This is a genomic window from Carnobacterium sp. (assembly GCF_040274945.1).
Lineage (GTDB): Bacteria > Bacillota > Bacilli > Lactobacillales > Carnobacteriaceae > Carnobacterium_B.
The window spans coordinates 1-21,111 of the sequence record NZ_JBEMAR010000008.1 but is presented as its reverse complement, the minus strand read 5'-3'; the positions used below and the strand labels follow the sequence as shown (position 1 = coordinate 21,111).

31 protein-coding genes are annotated in these 21,111 nt (G+C 33.4%); 1 reads left to right on the top strand and 30 read right to left on the bottom strand.

The features are described from left to right. Positions 1 to 4 precede the first annotated feature (4 nt). From ABS916_RS09270 to ABS916_RS09125, 30 genes are all read right to left on the bottom strand, one after another. Positions 5 to 496 carry a YorH family phage-derived protein gene (locus ABS916_RS09270; protein WP_350451626.1) on the bottom strand — a complete coding sequence of 164 codons (492 nt, stop codon included), beginning with the start codon at positions 494 to 496 and terminating at the stop codon, positions 5 to 7. Positions 497 to 562: 66 nt separating this feature from the next. Continuing rightward, positions 563 to 1,579 carry an ATP-binding protein gene (locus ABS916_RS09265; RefSeq protein ID WP_350451625.1) on the bottom strand — a complete coding sequence of 339 codons (1,017 nt, stop codon included), beginning with the start codon at positions 1,577 to 1,579 and terminating at the stop codon, positions 563 to 565. Positions 1,580 to 1,683: 104 nt separating this feature from the next. Then, positions 1,684 to 2,613, bottom strand: coding sequence for a YorF family protein (locus ABS916_RS09260; protein WP_350451624.1), 930 nt, complete (start codon positions 2,611 to 2,613; stop codon positions 1,684 to 1,686). Between the two features lie 69 nt (positions 2,614 to 2,682). Then, entirely contained in the window at positions 2,683 to 3,057 is a 375-nt protein-coding gene (locus ABS916_RS09255; protein ID WP_350451623.1) for a hypothetical protein, read from the bottom strand. A gap of 82 nt (positions 3,058 to 3,139) precedes the next feature. After that, positions 3,140 to 3,367: a hypothetical protein gene (locus ABS916_RS09250; RefSeq protein WP_350451622.1), complete on the bottom strand. Its 228-nt coding sequence runs from the start codon at positions 3,365 to 3,367 to the stop codon at positions 3,140 to 3,142. Positions 3,368 to 3,619: 252 nt separating this feature from the next. Next, complete coding sequence (locus ABS916_RS09245; protein ID WP_350451621.1) at positions 3,620 to 3,901, bottom strand: hypothetical protein; 282 nt, start codon at positions 3,899 to 3,901, stop codon at positions 3,620 to 3,622. Beyond that, positions 3,873 to 4,313 carry a flavodoxin domain-containing protein gene (locus tag ABS916_RS09240; protein ID WP_350451620.1) on the bottom strand — a complete coding sequence of 147 codons (441 nt, stop codon included), beginning with the start codon at positions 4,311 to 4,313 and terminating at the stop codon, positions 3,873 to 3,875. Before ABS916_RS09240 ends, ABS916_RS09245 begins: the two co-directional genes overlap by 29 nt. After that, positions 4,313 to 5,350 carry a ribonucleotide-diphosphate reductase subunit beta gene (locus ABS916_RS09235; protein WP_350451619.1) on the bottom strand — a complete coding sequence of 346 codons (1,038 nt, stop codon included), beginning with the start codon at positions 5,348 to 5,350 and terminating at the stop codon, positions 4,313 to 4,315. Before ABS916_RS09235 ends, ABS916_RS09240 begins: the two co-directional genes overlap by 1 nt. A gap of 6 nt (positions 5,351 to 5,356) precedes the next feature. Then, a complete protein-coding gene (locus ABS916_RS09230; RefSeq protein ID WP_350451618.1) occupies positions 5,357 to 5,551 on the bottom strand; it encodes a hypothetical protein in 195 nt (64 codons plus the stop codon). A gap of 12 nt (positions 5,552 to 5,563) precedes the next feature. Beyond that, complete coding sequence (locus ABS916_RS09225) at positions 5,564 to 5,818, bottom strand: hypothetical protein (protein WP_350451617.1); 255 nt, start codon at positions 5,816 to 5,818, stop codon at positions 5,564 to 5,566. Positions 5,819 to 5,896: 78 nt separating this feature from the next. Continuing rightward, positions 5,897 to 6,238, bottom strand: a complete 342-nt coding sequence (locus tag ABS916_RS09220; RefSeq protein WP_350451616.1) for a DUF2493 domain-containing protein — start codon at positions 6,236 to 6,238, stop codon at positions 5,897 to 5,899. Continuing rightward, positions 6,238 to 8,637, bottom strand: coding sequence for a ribonucleoside-diphosphate reductase subunit alpha (locus ABS916_RS09215; RefSeq protein ID WP_350451615.1), 2,400 nt, complete (start codon positions 8,635 to 8,637; stop codon positions 6,238 to 6,240). Before ABS916_RS09215 ends, ABS916_RS09220 begins: the two co-directional genes overlap by 1 nt. 154 nt (positions 8,638 to 8,791) lie before the next feature. Further along, on the bottom strand, positions 8,792 to 9,526 hold the full coding sequence (locus tag ABS916_RS09210) for a coiled-coil domain-containing protein (protein ID WP_350451614.1): 735 nt from the start codon (positions 9,524 to 9,526) through the stop codon (positions 8,792 to 8,794). A gap of 62 nt (positions 9,527 to 9,588) precedes the next feature. Next, entirely contained in the window at positions 9,589 to 9,903 is a 315-nt protein-coding gene (locus ABS916_RS09205; protein ID WP_350451613.1) for a hypothetical protein, read from the bottom strand. Between the two features lie 69 nt (positions 9,904 to 9,972). Beyond that, positions 9,973 to 10,536, bottom strand: a complete 564-nt coding sequence (locus tag ABS916_RS09200; RefSeq protein ID WP_350451612.1) for a hypothetical protein — start codon at positions 10,534 to 10,536, stop codon at positions 9,973 to 9,975. A gap of 95 nt (positions 10,537 to 10,631) precedes the next feature. Continuing rightward, on the bottom strand, positions 10,632 to 10,895 hold the full coding sequence (locus ABS916_RS09195; RefSeq protein ID WP_350451611.1) for a hypothetical protein: 264 nt from the start codon (positions 10,893 to 10,895) through the stop codon (positions 10,632 to 10,634). Continuing rightward, positions 10,895 to 11,344 carry a hypothetical protein gene (locus ABS916_RS09190; protein WP_350451610.1) on the bottom strand — a complete coding sequence of 150 codons (450 nt, stop codon included), beginning with the start codon at positions 11,342 to 11,344 and terminating at the stop codon, positions 10,895 to 10,897. The genes ABS916_RS09195 and ABS916_RS09190 overlap by 1 nt, the downstream gene beginning before the upstream one ends. A 74-nt stretch (positions 11,345 to 11,418) precedes the next feature. After that, positions 11,419 to 11,577, bottom strand: a complete 159-nt coding sequence (locus ABS916_RS09185) for a hypothetical protein (RefSeq protein WP_350451609.1) — start codon at positions 11,575 to 11,577, stop codon at positions 11,419 to 11,421. A 12-nt stretch (positions 11,578 to 11,589) separates the two neighbouring features. Further along, a complete protein-coding gene (locus ABS916_RS09180) occupies positions 11,590 to 12,894 on the bottom strand; it encodes a hypothetical protein (RefSeq protein WP_350451608.1) in 1,305 nt (434 codons plus the stop codon). Between the two features lie 93 nt (positions 12,895 to 12,987). Beyond that, positions 12,988 to 13,419: a hypothetical protein gene (locus ABS916_RS09175; RefSeq protein WP_350451607.1), complete on the bottom strand. Its 432-nt coding sequence runs from the start codon at positions 13,417 to 13,419 to the stop codon at positions 12,988 to 12,990. A gap of 81 nt (positions 13,420 to 13,500) precedes the next feature. Then, complete coding sequence (locus ABS916_RS09170) at positions 13,501 to 14,139, bottom strand: hypothetical protein (protein ID WP_350451606.1); 639 nt, start codon at positions 14,137 to 14,139, stop codon at positions 13,501 to 13,503. Next, complete coding sequence (locus ABS916_RS09165) at positions 14,132 to 14,443, bottom strand: hypothetical protein (protein WP_350451605.1); 312 nt, start codon at positions 14,441 to 14,443, stop codon at positions 14,132 to 14,134. The genes ABS916_RS09170 and ABS916_RS09165 overlap by 8 nt, the downstream gene beginning before the upstream one ends. Further along, on the bottom strand, positions 14,440 to 15,438 hold the full coding sequence (locus tag ABS916_RS09160) for a hypothetical protein (protein WP_350451604.1): 999 nt from the start codon (positions 15,436 to 15,438) through the stop codon (positions 14,440 to 14,442). The genes ABS916_RS09165 and ABS916_RS09160 overlap by 4 nt, the downstream gene beginning before the upstream one ends. Positions 15,439 to 15,458: 20 nt before the next feature. Then, the gene (locus tag ABS916_RS09155; RefSeq protein WP_350451603.1) at positions 15,459 to 16,568 is read right to left on the bottom strand and encodes a hypothetical protein; all 1,110 of its coding nucleotides are present in this window, start codon (positions 16,566 to 16,568) and stop codon (positions 15,459 to 15,461) included. Beyond that, positions 16,552 to 17,646, bottom strand: a complete 1,095-nt coding sequence (locus ABS916_RS09150; RefSeq protein WP_350451602.1) for a hypothetical protein — start codon at positions 17,644 to 17,646, stop codon at positions 16,552 to 16,554. The genes ABS916_RS09155 and ABS916_RS09150 overlap by 17 nt, the downstream gene beginning before the upstream one ends. A 45-nt stretch (positions 17,647 to 17,691) precedes the next feature. Then, positions 17,692 to 17,925: a LexA family protein gene (locus ABS916_RS09145; RefSeq protein WP_350451601.1), complete on the bottom strand. Its 234-nt coding sequence runs from the start codon at positions 17,923 to 17,925 to the stop codon at positions 17,692 to 17,694. 202 nt (positions 17,926 to 18,127) lie between these two features. Next, positions 18,128 to 18,490: a collagen-like triple helix repeat-containing protein gene (locus ABS916_RS09140; protein WP_350451600.1), complete on the bottom strand. Its 363-nt coding sequence runs from the start codon at positions 18,488 to 18,490 to the stop codon at positions 18,128 to 18,130. 18 nt (positions 18,491 to 18,508) lie between these two features. After that, the gene (locus ABS916_RS09135; protein ID WP_350451599.1) at positions 18,509 to 18,709 is read right to left on the bottom strand and encodes a hypothetical protein; all 201 of its coding nucleotides are present in this window, start codon (positions 18,707 to 18,709) and stop codon (positions 18,509 to 18,511) included. A 1-nt stretch (position 18,710) separates the two neighbouring features. Continuing rightward, positions 18,711 to 18,989, bottom strand: coding sequence for a hypothetical protein (locus ABS916_RS09130; RefSeq protein ID WP_350451598.1), 279 nt, complete (start codon positions 18,987 to 18,989; stop codon positions 18,711 to 18,713). 99 nt (positions 18,990 to 19,088) lie between these two features. After that, positions 19,089 to 20,594 (bottom strand): hypothetical protein, encoded by a 1,506-nt coding sequence (locus ABS916_RS09125; RefSeq protein ID WP_350451597.1) that lies wholly within the window; start codon positions 20,592 to 20,594, stop codon positions 19,089 to 19,091. A 276-nt stretch (positions 20,595 to 20,870) separates the two neighbouring features. Between ABS916_RS09125 and ABS916_RS09120 the strand changes: the two genes are divergently transcribed. Next, the coding region (locus ABS916_RS09120; protein WP_350451596.1) for a hypothetical protein at positions 20,871 to 21,111 on the top strand (241 nt) is incomplete at its 3' end.

Genomic DNA, 21,111 nt, shown 5'->3' with positions numbered 1-21,111 from the left:
AATATCACTCCTCTAGTAGACTATCTAAATCAATTAGATTTTTCATTTTATTGGTTTGTTGTGGTTTAATTTCCACTTCAACTGTTTTAGAAACTATATCAGGAATAATTGTAGATTTTAATCTTTCTTTTTCCTCAAAATAGTTTCTTGCATTTACATAATGATAAGGAACAATAGCTATTCCCATTTTAGGAATCAATCTCATTTTTTTAACATTTGTTAAATAAACTAATGTTCCTGTTATTCCTTGAACAGTCATATTATTTCTTGTTGTTAAGTCTTTAATTTGCTTTCTTATTAATGGATAGTTAATAAAATTATCTCCCCAAACTTCTCGTAAGAAATCAAATAAGACTTCTGTATCATCTTTATTTTTTTGAATTTGTTTATAGCAGTCGATATGATAGAAGCCTTTGGAAGTTTTTTCAAAATTTCCTTCAACTCGCACAAACTTCTCACGACAATGTTGACAAATTACAGGTTTTTGTTGAGCCATATTTTCACTCCTATCAAAAGAAATAGCAGAGGAAAAGAACCCCCTTCCTCTGCTACTATGTTATTCTTATTTATTAGTCGCAGCTAATTCTTTAAGTTGAGTTAAAGCAGAGTCAACTAATTCAGCTTGCTTAGGTAATGCTTCGGAAATCTTAGCACCATGACCTAAGTTTTCATTTACAATGTCTACAATACGAGGACCGTAGTAGTCTTTGTTTTCATTCATTAATTCGCCAGCAATTTGGTTGAACTCTTTAACCAAGTCTTCAACTGGAGTAGTTACTGTTTTATATTGGTAAGCATCAGATTTAGTTGTTGTAACAGCTTCAACACCGAAACCTTTTTCTAAAGCAGCAACTGCATCAGCAATAGTATTAACCAAGTTATTGTAATTAAAGACAATAGAACTAGGGAATACATAGTCTACTTCAGGTACATCTGGGAAACGAGATCCAGCTGTAAATCGAGGTGTTCCACGCATAAACAAACGAACTTCTTCTTGTTCTGTTTCTGGGTTTACAACAGAGCGAGAGTAACCAATAATATCTGCCATACGAGTAACAATTTTATTAGCACGTTTATCCAAAGTAGGAACAATTTGATTGTACTCAGTTCCACTTTCATCTGTAAATGTTTTGTCTTGTGAGTGAGAAATTAAAATTAAACCATAACCCATTTGCATAATTTTACGCAAGTTTGCATCTAATTCTTTTTCTACCAATCCATAACCTTTACCGAATGGAATATCTGCAATAGTTGCTACTTGGTTTTGATTTGAGATATATTTCTCAGCCAATTCTGCAGCGATATCAGCCGTATCGACAATGATGTTGTCATATGTTGCACGAGCTTCATCACTATCTAACTGTCGCAATACTTGTTTGAAATCAGACCAAGTATTCATTGGTAAAGCTAAAACTCCTGGAATTGCATTATAACCTTTTTCAAAAGCTAGTAACAAGCTTTTAGGAAACTTAGCAGCAGTAGTTGTTTTACCTGACTTAGGCTCTCCATAAAACATCAAGGCATACCCTTTCAAATCTTTCGATACTTGGTGTGGTTCCACAGCAAAAATATCTACCATTATATCACTTTCCTTTTCTGAAATTTTATGAAAACTTTTTGTTATTAATGTTTTCAATGAAGGAGCCGAACTTTTTGTTCAGCTCCTTTTTGAGAGCACTAATATTAGAAGTTAAATTCTCCTGCTTTAGCAGCTGGTTTTGATGCTGTGTTCGCCGCAGGACTAGCATTAAATGCGTTTCCTCCAGCGTTTTTAGCTGCATCTTCAGCTTGAGCAACACTTACATTAAACGCTTGACGTCCTTCTGTAATTGCTTGTTCTAACAATTCGTCCATATCACGAGTTTCAGTTGAAGCACCCTTGATAATGTTTTCACGAGTTGTTGAATTAATTTCTTGAACATGAGCTTCACCGAAAGCATTTTCAGTTGTTTGAGTTCGAGTAATAACTGTGTTTACTACATCGCCCCAAATTTCAACAACAGATGGTTTTGGTAAACTATTTAGGTACTTAACTCCACCTTCGTTTTCAATAACAAAACGAACTGGGAATAATACACCACGATAATCAGCAATTTCTGCTTCTAAGAAGAAACGACCAGTTTCTTGTTCTGTTTCACGATCTACTTCTGGAGTCAAATCTTTTGTAATTACTGCATCAACAGCAAATTCAGATTTGTCAGAACCAATTCGTTGTGGGTTTGTTTCGATAAAACCTGCACCAATTTGATAAGTCTTAACTGTACTTCCATTACTAATAAATACATTTGGACTAATGTTCGTTCCCATTTGAATACGACGTCCAATTACTGGGTTAGGTTCACCCTTAGCTTCTGCTGCTGCAATTTCATTTAACCAACCATGTGCTGTGGTATAGTTTCGGTTAATATTACCGTTGTTGAATTTTTCCATGTACCATACACGTAAGTTTTGAACATTCTGATCATCAGTTTTAACTGAAATTGTTCCATTGATTACAGTATATTCTTCGTTATTGGTTTTCTTTTTACGTGTTTCGTTTTTAAGGTCTAAATCAACGATCTCTCCTACGATAACCACCGAATTTTTGAATTTCACTTTTGCTTTGTCTGCCATAATTTAATTTCCTCCAATTAATTTGATTACATTATTATTATATATTGTTTATTTAAATTTGTCAAGTTTTTATTTCGGCTTTGTATCTTTCCAAAGTTTTAGACCTTCGATTAAAGCGTCGTCATATAAAAACTCTTTGTAAAATCTAACACGTTTGCGGAAGATAAGATTAGAATCTTCCTGACGAACAAAATCATCTGTTTTCAAAGATTCATCACGTAAATGTTCTAAATCTTCCTTAGAGAATTTGTCGCCATATTTTTTAACGGCATCATCAATACTAACGAAATCTTGCCAAGTCTTACCTTCATCTTCACTAATCTTAATCCCAAAGTAATGTACACCAGTTCGAACCGGTTTAATTCCTTTGTCAGCTAAGAATTGCGATAAGTTTTTTGAATAACTCTTGAAAGTCTTTCTTTTTTTCTTTTCATTATTTGTCATAATAGTGCCCTCCAACATTTTATTATTTATTTCTTATTTAACTTTATAATTAATTATATCATTTTATGAAAATAAAGTCAAATTATTTTATTCTTGCTTCGTTAATTTTAGCTTCCCCAATTAAAGAACTTGGTTCAACTATTGGTTTATCAATTTTAACATAAGAATTTTTTGTACGATCAACTTCATAAACATATCCATGAATATCACACATTAAATCTGTTTTGTCGTCTGGAGAAAGATAAACCATTCGTAAAATTTTATCATTTTCCCAACAGAAAGGACAATAATGGTCTTTGTTGTACATCATAATGTAGCAACCTCCTTTATATTTTTGATTACTTTTAATTTAAAGGAGATATTTCTGGCTTTACTTTAAAGAGACCACTAATCTTCTACGATTATTAATTCTAATTCTGATGGCGAACAGTTGCAATATTGTTGAAATCCATGCTTATCACAAAATAAGCCACGCTTCCCATCCTCCAGCATTTCAGAATAGAGTCTAATTAGACGTCCTTCCTTCTTGCATATTGGACAAAGATATTTTCTTGAATACTGCCTAATCATTTTCTTTCAGAACCTTCATGACTTTAGTTGCGTCAAAACCGGTTGAGAGTAACTCTGTCTCTCCGTTAATTAACATAGGATAAGATTGTCCACCTTGGACAATACCCTCATCTAATAACATTTGAAAAAGAACGGCGTCTTCTCCCGTTACTGTATCTTTATTTAAAATAGTGATCTTTTCTGCTGCTTTCTTACCTACTGGAGTAAACTTCAAGAAATTCTTAAAATCATTACAGTAGGGACAATCATTTTTTGTTAATAAATACATATTCATTAAGTATTTCCCCCAATTTATTTATTTCTTCATCATGCTCGTCTGGAATGAAAGTTAATTCAAACTTAATAGAATAAATCTCTTTACCTAAAATAATTTGTATGCTATCCAAAGCGGCACAAAAATGAGCGTAAATAGTAATACCACTCCCGAATAAAAATGCTACCTTCTCTTGGAGCAATTCTCTGTTTTCGATAACGAAACGCTTCATCTCTACGGGTATTTTACCATTCGCCCATGTATAACTTCCTAAAGTAATTATATCATATTGTTCAATATTTGTCAAATTTTTATCTCTATACAAGTTGAAATAAGTGATGTCGAATTGGTTCGAGAATTGCTTCCCAAACCAATCAACAAAACTTTGAGTATTCCCAGTTTTACTTGTATATAAAACTAAAAGTTTTTGCATCATAAATCGTCCCAATCATTTTTATCCTCTGTGACTTTAGAATAATTTGTTACACGTTTTTCAAAGAAGTCTGTTTTAGTGTTGTTAATATTTTCAGAGTCATAAGCATTGATCCAAATCATTGGGTTAGCTTTTGAATCGAAAATTTTATCTAAGCCTAAGTTTTGTAATAGAATATTAGCACGCCATTCAATATATCCATGCAATTCTTCCATGCTAATACCAGCATAACCTTTATACAAATCATCTGCTAAAGCTTTTTCACCATCAACAACTTTTTTAAAGAAATCATAAATCCATTTAGTTAATGAATCTTTTTCTGTATCAGTTAAATCTAATTCTCCAAGAATTGTACGCACAACCAATGTTTGGAAATAGCTGTGTTGAATTTCGTCTCGTTGAATTAACTGAATAATTTGTCCAGTCCCCAACATTTTTTTGTTACGATTCATTAAATAGAAAGGTGTAAAACCATTCGTAAAACGAATACCTTCTAGCGCAGCCATAGCGACTAATGCTTCAACCATACTTTGTTTAGTTGGTTCAGAAACAAATTTTTCAAATTGATCCAAGATTAATTCACTAGCACCTAAGATTAATGGGTCTGTTTTAGGAATGCTAAATACTTCATTAGCTTCTTCTTTCGTTAAGAAAGTGGTTGCAATATAAGTATAACTTTCGTTATGAATAGATTCTTGTGATGCAATATAAGCCATTATCGCTTTGATAGCAGGGTTTTTAATATAAGAAGCTAATTGTCCATCAATTACAGTAGAAATGGAATCAAGTAAAACTAGCTGTGAAATACTACGTTTATAAAGCTCTTTCTCAGCATCACTCATATTTGTTCGCCAATCACGAGAATCAGAGCCTAGTGTAACTTCTTGGGGAATCCAGAAGTTTTGTTTTAATTCGGAATATACATCATACCATACTGGATCTTGTTCATCCCAATAAAGTAATCCTGAATGTTCTCCAAAAATTGATGCGTTTGTATTTGCTGCATCTTTATTAAAAAGTCTAATATGTTTTTCCAATGTTATTTATTCTCCTTCATCTATAAAATCAAGCCATTCTGAGAAGCTTCCACAGAAAGGATTTTCATCAGCAATATAACAATCATGAAGATATTGTATGATTTGATCTTCTGACTTGTAACCCTTTTCCTCGGCTTCTTCAATTAATTCGTATAATGTTTGAAATTTAGTATCTCCATCCAGAGTAAACTGAGCCCTCATATGAATAACTCCTTAGTCTAAAATTTCGTAGGTTTTATGAAAAATATCTGGTTTACATGGATAAAATTCACCATTAACACCTTTGATGATGTAGTCACCATCTGATACCTCCATCGCTCCCTCTAATGTTTTAATAATAGGCAATCTATTATGAACACTCTCAATCCATGCTTCACCAACAAACTCTTTACACTTACGATATGAACGTGGAGATACCATTTTTAATTGTATTACTTCTACCTCAACGGGTTTTTTACGAGCTTTCATTATTGACGACACTTCCTTTTTTATTTATAATTAATTATAACATATTAAAAAGAAAAGTGCAAATAATATGCACTTTTCTTAATATAAAATTACTTTGCCATGCTTATTCTGTTTCTTCATTATATCGATCATATGTTTCGTACCTTTTGAGTTCCCATCCCAAAAGGCAACAAGGAAATCTGCTTCATTTGCCATTTCTTTGTTTCTTATATACCCTGCTGATCGTCCATACTTATCCCACTCTGCTGGAAAATATAAAATCTCTATTCCATATTCTTCGGCAAATTTTTCTCCTAGTGAGTCAGCCCCATTTGCTCGACCAGAAATGATACACTCAATTTCCGATTTCATAGGGAGTAAAGTTTCTTTAACTAAATCATAATTAAAGAAACTTCTACCACCTGCAACTATAACTTTCATTATGCAGAACAAGCAACACATTGATCGACTTTAGAAGCGTCATGAGAACGAGTATAATAAGAAGTCTTGATTCCTCGTGACCATACCTCATTATGAAGTCTTAATAAATTACGAGCTTTAATATCATCTAAGATATAAAGGTTAAATGAGGTAGATTGATCAACCCATTTTTGACGTTGTTCATTATGCAGCACAGCCCACATTTGGCCTAAGTCACGTTCACCATCAAATTCCATTAGCATAGTTGGTTTATAAAAGAACCAAGTTTCTGGAGATAATCCTGGTGCAACAACAGGTGTGCGAGAATCTTTCTTACCATCAAAGAAGATTGTGTCATAAACTGTGTCCGCCGCAGCAGTAGAACCAGCTAATAATGAAGTAGAACCAGTTGGTGCCACAGCACGCAAGTATCCATTACGCATATTTAATTTTGCTTTCTCTTGGATAACTCTCCACTCTTTTTCATACTTCGAGCCATTGATACGTTTTTCTAACCATTCTCCAGTTTGCCATTCGCTTCCTTCAAACAATGGATAATTACCTTTTTCTTTACCAAGTTCAGAAGAAGTTTCAACAATAGCCATCATAATTAATTCTTCTAATTCAGCAATAACTTCTGTTGCTTCATGCGAATCAAAAGGAATATTCATTTTAGCTAATAAAGCAGCAATACCTTGTTCGCCAATACCGATTGCTCGATAGCGATTATTTGTATATTGAGCTTGTAATACAGGTAGGTTATTAACTGTGATTACAGAATCAGTTGCACGAACCTGAGCAGAGATAATTTTACGAAGTTTATCATAAGCTTCTTTGTTTCCATCAAAAATAGCTGGGTCAACAGCATTATTAATTACCAATGAAGAAAGATTACAAGTAACGAAATCTCCACTTTGTTTATGAATTAAGATTTCTCCTAAGTCATTAATTTCTTCTTTTGTAACAGTAGTTGGAGATTGATTTTGAATAATTTCTGAACATAGATTTGAACAGTAAATCATACCTTCATGTTTATTAGGGTTATCTCTGTTTGCTGTATCACGATAGAACATATAAGGCATTCCTACTTCAAGTTGAGAACGCATAATTTTCTTCATAATGTCAATAGCTGCTACACGTTTTTTCAGGTGTAAATCATTGCTATCAATAGCTTTATAATAATGATAAGTAAAAGCATGTAAATCTTTATTGATCTCTTCTTTACCATCCCAAATTTCTTTATCATAGAAATCTTCAAGAGAAAAGCCTAATTTAGCTTTAACTTCATGCGGGTCGAATAAATACCAATCGCCACGTTTTTCTACTTGACGCATGAATAAATCAGGGATAGAAGCACCTAAGAATAGGTCATGCGCACGCTTATTTAAATCACCAGTATTAAGTCTTAATTCTAAGAAGTCTTCGATGTCATAGTGCCATACATCTAAGTAAGTAGCGATAGCTCCATTACGTACTCCTAGTTGATCAACAGAAACAGCTGTATTATTTAATTGTTTTAACCAACCAATGATACCGCCAGCAGCACCCATATTTCCACGAATGTCTGAACCAGCTGCACGAATCTTACCTACATAAACTCCGATTCCTCCACCAGCTTTACTCAAACGAGCAGCATCTGTATTATCATCATAAATTCCTTGTAAGCTATCGTCAGTTGTTAAAATGAAACAGCTAGAAAATTGTGCATTTGGCCGTCCTGCATTAGCGAATGTCGGAGTAGCCATAGTCACTTGTTGTTGTGATAAAACATCATATAAATCTTTTACATATTGCAAACGATTTTCTTTATCTTCTGTGCGTAAAATCGTTAAAGCGATAGTCATATAACGTTCTTGTGGAAGTTCATAGATTGACTTATCTTTTGCTTTAATTAAATAACGCTCACTCATATTATATACACCAGCATAGGTTAATAATAAATCACGCTCTGGTTTAATATAATCTCCTAGTTCATGTAATTCTTCTTTTGAATAATCAACAAATACTTGAGGCTCAATTAATCCATCTTCCCCAAGAGAGACAAGCAAACCGTAATAATCTCCATATTTATCTGTTGCATCATAACTGCGATTCTTGGACGCACGTTTATATAGAGAGTTTAAAAGTACTCGTGCTGCCACATATTCAAAATCGGTATTCCCAAGTTTTTCAAAGTCCATTCCATCGCCAGTGTTAAAGCTCATAATGAAATCAATAGCATTCAAAATTGCGGCGTTATTAATATCCTTGAAATCTACCTTCTCTTGGGCGCTAATCTGATTGATTACAGATTTAATATATTTATCAACTGTTTCAGGGTGAACTTTTAACCCCTCCGTATATGTTAGCAACTTTTCTTCTAATCGTTTAGGATCAAATTCTAGTTGGCGTAAACCTTTATCCTTAATTACTAATGTCAATATAATCTCTCCTTTTTTAATTCGTACTTTAACTAAAAATCAATATATAGGGTCTTATAATAAAAAAACCACAAGATATAGAAATTTATATAAATAAAAACTTCTACTATTAGTATATCATAGTAGAAGTTTTTTGTCAAATATTTTGTTTTTATTACCAATTAGTGTATATATCTACACCAGCATGGCCTACTCCAGTGTCATAAACTTTACCAGTACCTAAAGAAGTTTCTGTAACAGAACCTTTAGATAGATTGTCTGATGCGATTACGATATAACCATCAGCATCACGGACAGTTCCATCTGCCGCTACGTGACGACCAGGAATGTTTAATCCGCCACCAGGCAATACTTTCTGTGAATAGTAAGTTTCTTTACCACTTGGTCCATTATAAACACCGGCTGAAGCTGTCAATCCTCCACCAGAAGAGCTGTAATTAGCTGCTGGTGCTGATGCTTGACTTTGTGTGTTGCTAGATGTGCTTTCGCTAGCACTTGCTGTTTCAACATAAGTAGCTTGTTCTTCAACTGCTGAAGCCTCTGCTATTGCAGCTTGCCGTTCGGCTTCTTCACGGGCTGCAATCTTAAAAGACAGTTCTTCTTCTAAAGAAGCAACTTTATCTTTCAGGTCAGATACTTCTTTCTTGCTTGAATCTTTATCTTTTTCTGCTTTATCAAGAGCGGCTTTCGTTTCATTCAAGTCATTTTCGATCTCGGCACGTTTAGCTGCTTCCTGCTCTTTTTGTTCTTGTGTTTCTTTTAAATCCTTGGTAAGAGCAATTTTATCTTCTCGCAAGTCATTATACTCATTATAAGCATAAGTACCTCCAGCGACTAAAGCAACTCCTGCAACGATTCCTACGATAACTCTCTTTACTGTTTTACTCAAATATAATTTCCCCTTTACGTTTTGGTGTTAATACACGCCTCGGCGTATTGGAAAGTAAGACTCTACTTTCTCTTAGTGCTGTTGTTTAAGGCATTAGCATAAGATTGAGCTTCATCTTCATCAGTGAAACTAATAACCAAAGTACTCATTCCTGTAAAGCAACCTCGTTTAGTATCGATGATAGAATCTCTGTCAATCTTGACAGAAGGATAATTATCAATTAAATACTCTAAGAATGGAAGAACAATGTCTCCTTCTTCATTTGGCTGAATATCTAACAAGTAAGGTTCAAAAACCCAACGTTCATTAATATCCAACTTGCTATCTAATACTGTAATTTCCTTACTTCCTTTTGCCTTTTCAACTGTATATGTCATATAAATGACCCCTTTCAAGATTTTATAATTTGACCCTGTTACTTTTTATTTACTTTTATTACAAAACTGTTAAAAAAGTTTCGTTTTCTTTCTTGTAAAGTTAACAGTTGTTTGGCTGCCATCATCATCTACTGTAACAGCGTTGTTCTTGATACGAATTAATGAATGGTGTTCAGATAACTTTTCAGCAAATTCTTCGATATAACTATTTAATTTATTAGCTACTTCTAATTCTTGAACTGCTGGTTTTTTGTGCTTAGTTAATGATACTTCATAAAACACATCTTCAAATTTAACTGCCCCAACATTTTTAACTGGATCAATAACATTAAATTCGATTCCATCAAGCTTAGACAGAATATCAAAAGCTTCACGTCGCAAACCTTCTTTATCAGCAATAACTTTTTCAGATGGCAATGCTCGTCCACTTTCTACAAGATAATCATTCCACGCACCAAAGATAATATCTTCATATTCTTGTTGTCGAACCTTACCACTATTTACAATACCTTTAGTAAGTGCATTTGAAAATCGCTTTGTCGAGATTATAGCATTGTAGTACATGCTCATGAACTTGCGATCCTCTTTAGCTTTCAACATTTTCACATACCCTGCATTATCTTCGTATCCCATAATTTTTACTTCCTTTCATAACTTTATAATTAATTATATCATTTTAAAAAGAAAAAATCAAAAAAGAGTTTTTAAAGCTCTTTTTTGATTTAATTTTATTCAAGTTCGTCTAAATCTACATCATATAAATCAGATAAATTATCTAAATTGTCGCTTAATTCAACAATAATAGACTCTTTTTCTTCGACAAGTTTTTCTAGTCGAGCGATTTCCTCAAGAGCCCGTTGTTGTGCGATCTTATATCTCGCTCTCTCTTGAAGGCTCTGAGTTAATAAAGACTGTAATTCATTAATAGTATCTTGTGATACCATTAATTCAACGCCCATTTGTTCAATTTGTCCTTGTAATTGTTCTTCCATTAGATCTCGGTCACCTTTCCTTCATCATCAAATGATAAATGACGAACTCTGTAATAGTTTGGGTCTTTACGAGTATTACGAACACGCTCAAAGAAACCTTCTTTTAAATCAATGTATTCTTTAAGTTCTTTTTTTAATGCTTTAGTTGTTTTAACTAAGTTATCCATGTCCTCACCAAAGTGAGGAAATTTAGTAGTAATTTCTTCTAAAGCATTAATTCGTAAACGAGTATAAGCAATTTTTTCTCCTACTAATTGGGTTGCAAAATCTAAGTCTTCTTTTGCAGTTCTAGCAACTCCAGTAAGTTGTAAATCTGTATCTTGATAGCTAAAAACTTTCTTAGCCTGAACAGCTGCAATTTGTCCTTTAGCATTTTTTGAAGTTATAAAATCTACATCATCCAAAAAATCTTCGCTTAAAACAAAATCAATAACTTCTTTTGTTTTCATATATTTCTATGTCCTCCTTAATATTTATAACTAATTATATCATGGTAAAAAAATAAAGTCAAATTTCTTTGACTTTATCTCTCAACCCATTTACCATTTACCTTAACTTTGGGTTTCTGTGTTGTCATAGGGAACCAAACACCCTTTTTACTTGCTTTAGCAATCTGGGCATCAAATACTGAACCCCATGTCCCATTTGTCCCTTTTGGTTTATCCATTTTAAATATTTCCATATGAACACCTCATTAAATTTTAATCCAGATATCTCCATCACTAGCTTCTTTACCTGGGTCAGTAGCAGAGAAGAAAATTTTAACTCCACCTAAACGAATATATCTTGCGTCTGAAGCTAAAGCTGTATCTGTTTGTAATTCTCCATCTAGCATTCTTAGGTAATGATATAAACCAATATCTGTTGGTTGTGTATTACCAGCATAGTTTTTAGGGAATAAAATAGCATTTTGTCTTCCTTTAGAAGGAACTTTAAATGCAATTTGACTAGCTCCAATTAATGCAGAATTATTCAAATCAAGTCCAAATGTTCTATTCATTTCTCCAATATATGTCTGACCTTCTGATGTAATTTTCAATGAAGGAATTGTCATATATTTTTTATTTTCTCCGATAGTAAAGCCACCAGTTGGAACATGAACTTCACTAAAGTTTAATGTCAAACGTCCTCCAACGGCCCCTGCTGCTCCAGAGATCATAGCTTCAGTTACTTCAGAGCCTGCTGTATTTTGGAAACTCAAAATCGTTGGGCCAGCTTGGTTTTCTGAAAACTCAAATGCTGCACGACCATACTGTCCTGAAATAGTTAATGGAGTATTATTGCCAGCGGCTCCACCAAGATTTAATTGATTTTTTAAACTTCCAGCTTTAGTTGTATCAAGATAATTCGTGTGAGTATGATTAGCTGCTGCATATTCTGTATGAGTATGAGTTTTTGTTGCAAATTCATCTTTAACACGATTATAAAGTAATGTAGCAACACTAGCTGCCAAAGGTGCAGTTTGATCACCTGAACCAATACCTGTAACTAAAGAATCTTTTCTTAGATATTGGGAGAAGTCAATTCCTCCATCACTAGGAGAAGCTCCTGTCACTTCATAGGGAACAAATGTACTACCATTCCAACCAAGCAAAGCATTAGCTTTTAATCCTGTTGTAATATCAACATCACCTAAATCCCCAATAGAAGAACCCTGTGTTAATACATTCTTACCGTTCTGGCGCAATTCACCAGTAAAGTTATTCCAGGCGCCTTCCCATGTGTTCGTTCCACCTTTTAAAGATAAAAGAGCTGCTTCTATACCTTGCTCTTGGACGATCTTAGTAATTTCAGTTGTTAAATTAGTAAAGTCCGCTACTGTATGTTTGTGTCCTTTAGGAGACAATTCAGTCCATCCAGAAACGTTTTCTGAAGTAGATATCCAAACACCACGTGGGTTTGCTCCTGTATCAATATATGGTTGACCATAATAAGATGGAGCCATATTTGGAGAACCTACGCCTTTTAATTGATTATCTCTTGAAATATGAATACTCATTATTTTTCCTCCTTTGTTTCTTCCTTTAATATATAAAAATGTCCTCTATATAATACGAAAAAAGAACCCTGTTGCCGCAGGATTCTTTTATTGTTAAATGTTAAGCTTATAGATTATTCCCTCTTGAATCAATCGTTTTCCCCAATAAGATTCTTGTAACGCATCAAAATCACTTTGTTTTGCAATCGGAATTAGCAATGAAGTCTTAACTTTCATACGCTCAGTAATAATCTGTTCTTTTAGATGTTTCCTGTCCAAATACTTCTTAATCAAGTAAGGGATGTATACAAACATAGGAATAACGGTCATAATAGCTATAAATAAGAACATGAATGTTCTAAACTTAAAAGTTTCTGCTATTGTATAATCATTTTCCCATTTACCAGCTGGAGCAAAGAAAGACTGTTCTTCCCTAGACCATAATTCCATAAGGATGTCCTTCTCAGTTAATGCACCAGTAATTAACTCTAGTTCATCATCAACTGAAGATAAAATCTCCCGCTCTTTTGTAGTTAGTTTTTCCATCGTTATCACCTACTCTCTGAACCCCCAGTTTCTCTATGGAACCCTTTTAACATGAAGTTAAAATAGGTCCTCGACCATAGACTACAAAAAATTTGTCAAGCTTTTTGGTAAATTACCTTTCACTATTATATCATAAATGTATAGTGCTAATTTGCCAGAATCGACACTTCCTTCACTATATATAAAATCAATAGTCAAGCTTTTTTTTATTTTATCCCAATCTACTAAAACATTATGTTCTTTAAGGAGAGAGTTGTATACATCTTCATATTCACCATCTAGTATTACAGAACCATATTGAGTAATACGACGTTTAATCTTATTTTCTGTATCTAAACTATTTAAAGTAGTAACAAACCATTCAGCATTCTTAATTGATAAAGTTAAAATATCAGGGTCGTCCAAGAGAGGAAAGATATTTCGTTTTAGGAATCCTTCTGGAACATATAGAGAAATTCCACCTTTACTCGGCGGATTTATAGATACACTAACACATGGGCCTTCAATAGTTGGAATAATAACATCTCCATTGAAAAGTCCATCTTTAAAAGTATAATAGCTTCGATAGTTATTATGCACAATATCTGGCTTTGCATTTATTGCTTGTAAAAATACATAATCTAAGTCGAGCCTCATTTTTAATCCTTCTGCATCAGAAACAGGAGGAGCGATAGGAAGCTCCCCCGTGAATAACTGTGCTTTACCTGTTAAATTAATCATGTTTATCACCATCTAATACATTTCTGAAGTCTTCTTCCATAACCTTCATTAAATCATCCATAGATTTATCTTCTACAAAAGACTTAATAAATCGGTAATATTCTGTTGGTGCTTCAAATCCAGCTAAAGAAGCTACCATTAAACATTCGCTAATATATTCTGTTACAATATCTTGGTTAATTGATTCTTGAAGTTCAGCCGAACTATATTCAATTCCTAATAGCGGCTCACCATCTTCATTTTCCATATACTCAACTCTGATGCTGCCATTAGCAATCAGCTCAAAAATATCTTCTTTTCTCATGTAATAAATTCCTCCCAATCATCTCCCACTACTTCATATTCGCAATCTGAACAAATAGGAATATCTTGAAGTGCGGGCTTCGAATCGCATCGTAAGCATGAAACATTCGCCCCGTAATGTAATATTTCCTCTTCTCTTGGGTTCCCTATGTATAAATTCTCTTTCTTATTAGAAGGAGAGGAAACGAAATCATTAAAGATTTGTGAGGAAAGATTTTTGTGTACTCTAATAGTTTTATCTTTCTTAGCTACAAAATTATCTTTATCGAAGATAGTATCTTTTAAAGCTGAAATAGTAAACTCTTCAAAAGAAGAGTTTTTATAAGGATATTGTGTTGATAACATCATTCCCTTATAATCAGGAGTAAATACTCCTAAGCGTCGATAAAGTTTTTTCTCAGGATCTTCTAAATCTGTTGTAAAATATGTCAAGATAGTAGAGGAATCCAGTCCAGCACTGAAAGCTCCAGTGAAATGATCTCCATCTATCGGATTATAACAAGTTTTCCATCCTTTGCCAATACCCATCAAAACAAAGTCTGTAGGATCGATGGAAATAACAAAATAGCTTTTCGGCATAATAAATGAATTTTTAATCTGTGAATACATAAGAATAATTTCATCTGCAATGTCTTCAAAATTTTCTTTAGATAGTGCTTCTTTAACCTTCTTAGTAAACTTCATTCCTGTTTTATGTTTATTTAAAATTAAATTTGAATCAGCCATTACACTTATAACTACAAAAAATACCTTACTTACTTTATATCTTTCTTTCAACTGATTCCGAAATTCTTCTCGAAAAGCTCGTTCTTTTTCTTCTCCAAGAATATCATTATCTACCTCAAAAACAATCTTGTCCTGCCCATTCATTAGTTCTCTAATTTTTGATTTGGCTTTCAGAGAGTTTTCAAAGTAGTTTTCATATTCTGATAAACTAAGGGGATTGACAAAAACTAATTTGTCAATCATCCTTAAATCTTTTTCTATTTTAGTCAATCTAACATCTCCAGCCGAATTTAATCTTGTACGTTATTTTCCATTTTAAAAACTTCCTTGCATTCGTCACAAAGAGTATCTAATACTGGATCATCACTATGGGTCCAAGGAACAACTCCCTTACTTTGCATACAGTATTGACAAGTTTTATTTTCAGAATAATCACTTTCAGTACTAGCATAAGAGTATGCTCCATATGGATTACCGACTTCATTATCATCATCTATTCCATCATACCCATTTGCGACATCATCAAAATTATAGCTGCTACGTTTCGAGTATCCACCGTACCCATATCCGTTCCATCCCCAAAAATCACCTCTATAACCATAGTCAAGTTCTTTATATTCGAAGTGTTCAGGATTTTGGATTTGATCTTCCAAAATTTTAATAACTTTAGCTTGAGAGGATAACATTTCCTTGAGGAAAATCATTTCAGAACTTGTATGTTCATTCAAATAACCAGCAGAAATATTAACACCAGCAAAGCCAAATGTTGGACAATATTCACAGATATCTGTATAAGAACCCATTTCCGTAGTAAAACCAAAACCATTAATATAGTTTTCAAATGGTTGGTTATCTAAATAGTAATAAACTGCTTCGCCGAATCCTTTTCTATCAAATTGGATCGCAAAGTTAATATCATTGGTAAGAGATCGATAAACGTCTGTACCAAAATATTTCTGAACATTTTCTGTAAACTTACTTGCGCCTACACCACCAATTTCTTCATCCCAAGAAAAAATTACGTGTGGAAGATAGCCTTGTGATAAAATATCTAAGATATTAAATACTCCACATCGATCGTCCCCACCAATACCATCAGGACACCACATAACCTGTTTTTCTTGGTCATGAAGTAATGTATATTTAGTTGGTTTCTTCGAGTGAACTGTATCAAAATGCGCACAAAGTAAAACTGGAATATTTCCACGTGCATAGATATATTCTCCGTGCATTGCAAAAATATCATCTTCTGGGAAATATTGCTCCAGTTTCCCTAATGTATAAAAATGAAGCTCATGCTGCTCCATATATAAAATTTTCTTAAAAGCGTCTAAACCTAAATTAAACTCTTTCCTTTTCATTACATCACCGCTTTCTTTTATTTTAGTACCATTCTTCATCCCATTCGTATGCTTCTACTTCATATCCACTAATTGGATGAGGAACACTATCAACACCAATTCTATAGCTTGGGTTATATTCATCATTAATGAATGCGTTTCTCATTGCATCACGACCAGATTTTTCGCTGAAATTAGAACCGTCGAAAGCAATAGTCATTACTTTTTCCATAGCTCCCTTGGTAATATCATTATAATGATAATCACCAATATTCCGAGTTCGTTGACCAATAGTTCCAGCAGAAACAAAACCTGCAACGGGTAATTCTTTACCTAGATGTTCCATAATTAGAGATTGGGTTGCCTTACGGTTATTACTATTTGTGCTAGGATATTGACGAGAAAGAATAACTCCAGTAAGGTCAGTATCGAACCAGACCATTTGACGCCAAATTTTATCTGCTACACCACTCTCAGAATATGATGTATAAATTTGAGCAATAGCAGAACTAGAATCTAGTGCGTAAGAGAATGCTCCACCACCATATTCACCATTGATAAAATTATGACAAGAACGCCAATCTTTTCGATCGTTTACACTCATACAAAGAATGTCGAAAAAGTCAATAGATACGTCCAAACGACCTTTTGCTTCTAACTCTTGGATGAAACGAGAAAAAGCCGTTTGAACAATATCCAATTCTACTTTATCTGGAATAAAAAGTTTAAGCGCCTTTGTAACTTTCATGCCTTTTGAAATTTTCTTTCCAGAAAACTCAGTATTAGCAGCAATACGATTTAGTCGTAGTTCTTCCCTAGAAAATTGATTCAAAAAGAAAGCTGCAACTAAATTAGTGCGAACAGAAAGAGAACCTTTGATTTCTCGTAAAACTTTTTCTTCATAAGCACGAGTAATATCTGAATCTGATAAAGTATTTTCTACTTCAGAAGTTAGGCATAATTTATCACCAAAAAGCTTAAACAAATCGTATTTATTTTCAGCCCAAATAGGACCATAATTAGTGCGAGTATCAGGAGATCCACCTAGTTGATCTTGAATAAAAGCATCAATTTGGCCCCAACTAACCCGCATCTCTTTTTCCATAATTTCTAATTTTTCCTCAGCAGATAATACCATTTATCTTTCTCCTTTTTATTTATTTTATAACATTATAAAGACAAATTAATCTTCGTCTTTATAATTACGTCCTTCATCTGTCAAGAAAAACAAACGAGGAGAATCTTCTGTTTTACCAACAAGTCCTTTGTTAACTAAACTTGTCAATACACCTGGTACGCTTCGAGGTGTCATAAATGCTGCTGCTGCAACGTCTTTTGAAGATAATGGAGCATCCTTAGACGCATTGTGAGATTTTAGAACTTCCAATACTTTATTGCCTTTTTCTGTTAATGCCATAGTCAATCGTCTCCCTAAAATTTATTTGTTTTATTAATTTACTATACATATATTATATCATTTTAAAAGAAATTTTTCAATTCGTGTAAGACACAATTTACTTTTTACTTTTCTCTTAAAACTTTATAATTAATTATATATCTTTAAAAAGAAAAAATCAAATAAAAAAAATCACCCAAATGAATGAGTGATTTTATCTATATTATTCAACTGTAATAGCTACTGTTTCATCATTTGTTAATGTTGCAGTACCACCAGTGATTGTACCATCTTCACCTTTTGTAAAGACGATTGATTTAATAGAAGCTCCATCGGCACCTTTAGCACCTGGATCTCCTTTTGCACCAGCTGCTCCAGTATCACCTTTATCACCCTTAGCACCGGTATCACCTTTATCGCCCTTAGCCCCCGTGTCACCTTTTGGACCTGCAGGACCTGTTTCACCAGTATCACCTTTAGGACCTTTTTGCGCTTCAACAAACTCAGTAATATCAGTTAAAAGTTTTGTGGTAATAACTTCACCAGGTTGAATTTGAGCTAAAATTTCTTCTTTGCTTGCAGCCATATTTTATCTACTCCTTTTTTATTTGATAATTGCTTTTCCAATGATTGCTTCTCCAATAATAGAGCTATCCTCTTTGAGGACTTGAGCGGGGGAACCATCTTTTGGACAGCGAATAAAATCAATCACTTCTCCATTAGGCTCCTTATACTTTTTAACAGCCCACCAATTATAGTCATATTCACGACCACAGACGTTGCATTTAAATTTTGTATCTGTCATTTTATTTTACCTCCCCCTTTTCTATATCATTAAAGGTGTTCTTTTCAAGCGTAGCCTTTTTTGCCCTTATTTTCTCAAGCATGTACCAAAGCTCCTCTTTTGTATATTGTTCTAGCAGAAGACTTTTTAATTGTTCAAAATCGTCCGTTTCATACGGCCAGCATATTCCCCTGTCTTTTGGGCATTCCATAACGATTGTATTGTAAATGTTCTTTTGATTGTATAGATTTGCGTCATACACTGTGCCACAAATAGAGCATTTGAATTTCTTCTCTTTCATAGGCACCTCTTCCTTTCCTATACCTAAGCAGCCAAATTATATAAAAAGATACGCTACTCTTAAATAAAAAAAAGACCCCCGTTAAGGGAGTCTTCTAACCTAAGCTAAGTTTGCTGGAAATAGATAACGACCTTCTTCATCTTCTTGCAGATCGTCTACAAAGACATAATCATCTAAGTCTAAATATAAAGGAAGTGGATGTGGTAAATCTTCAATATCTCGAACTAAGATTGCAACTTCATCAAGAACACATTCTTCAACTACATCAGTGGTAGTATAAAAACTGCCACTCATTCTTCTATTAATTGTTTTAACTTCTACGGCATCATCATTAAGAATATATTCAGAATGATAAGAAGAATAAGAATAATAATTTTCTAAGCAATCATCACAAACAGTATCTCCATCAACCCATGCACCTTCATCGTCATAAAATCCTTGACCACAGTGATCACAGTGATAATCATAATTATCTCCACAACTTTCACAAACGCCACAAGATTCAGACATTTCGCAATCTGCTTTAAATTCTCCACAATCTAAACAATATGCAACTGATTGTGCACAGACTTTAATACGACTTTCTTCTCCGGTCTTTACACCAAAAATATAAGGTAGATATCCACCATGTTCTAAATCGATATAACCAGTACTAATACCGATATTTCTAACATATAATTTATCTACATTTTCAGAATTTGCTTTTTTCGTAATTTCCAAATTAAGATCTAAAGCTTCATTGATATAAGCAGAAAGAGCTACTGAAAATTTAGGTTTATCTCCTGGATAAGGATTCTGAGAAATAATAAAATTATCATCAGTTACGTACATAATTTGACGCCAAATTTTATTGCTCCAATTAGAGCGTTCAATTTCAACTTCATAATCTTTTGTATTTACCAGGAAACCAATTACTGTATCTTTCCCTGTTGCATAAGGAAGAGTTCCAGTTGAATACTCTCCATTAGGATACATACAAGAGTCCCAACTTGTTCCGCAACTCATAGTTAAGAAATCTAATGGATTAATAGATAAAACTAAAGATAAATCATCAGAAGCTGCAGCAGCATTATCAATGATATTAGCAATTTGTCCACCAATAATATTATTACGAATATAATCAATATCTTGTTTACTACAATCAATCCAAGATTCAGTAATAATGTTAGAATCTAAAATCAAATTCAAAGCCTTACCAATCTTCATTCCTTTCAATGAAGAAAGGATACCATCGTTATCTTCAATTTTTTTTGTTTGTGTATTTAAAAATGGTGAACAAATAATGTCCATAAAACCTTTTGTTAAGGCACGAGTAGCAGAATTACCAAAAGAAGTATTTTGAAGAATCAATGTACGAATTGTACTAAAAATTTCATCTGATTCTTGAGAAGTAATATCCAAACCAAAGTTTCTCACAGAATTTACTGAGCAAACTTCTTTAGCATTTAAAACAATTCGACCATCTGGATGATTCTCAAATAAACGTTTAATATTATCATTTTTAAAATGAAGCACATCTGCATATGCTGAAACAGCGTTAGGATTCGCTTGTAAATCAAAATCCTGTAAAACTTTAGCTAATTGTTTTGTTTGTACTAATGCCATATATAAATCACGACTCCCTATCTGTTTTTTGTGTTCTTAATTTAATTTATAACTAATTATATCGTTTTTAAAAAAATTTTTCAACTTGTATTTGACTTTTTCTAAATAAAATATTATACTTTATTTACGAAATAAGAGTTACCCCAATAGAGGATGAATGTGGGCCAGTATCTACCCTCTTGGGAAAAACACCGTGTTTTGTTGCCTTTCTGTACGGGTATAGACAAAAAAATAAAGGACACGGAAAATAGAGTTTTAATAAAGGAGTCGAAACGAATGAAAAAGATCACAAAAAGTTTCATAGCCTCTACTTTGTTCGCATCCGCATTATTTGTAGCGAGTGATGACGTTTTTGCGAAAAAGACTTTTTATGATGTAGAAAATAGCCGAAATTCCCATACGGAAGCCATCCAATATTTAAATAACTTAAATGTGTATGATTATAAATCAGGCAATCAATTCAATTTCAGCAAACCTGTTTCACGGGCAGAAGCATCGAAAATTCTCCAAACGATTC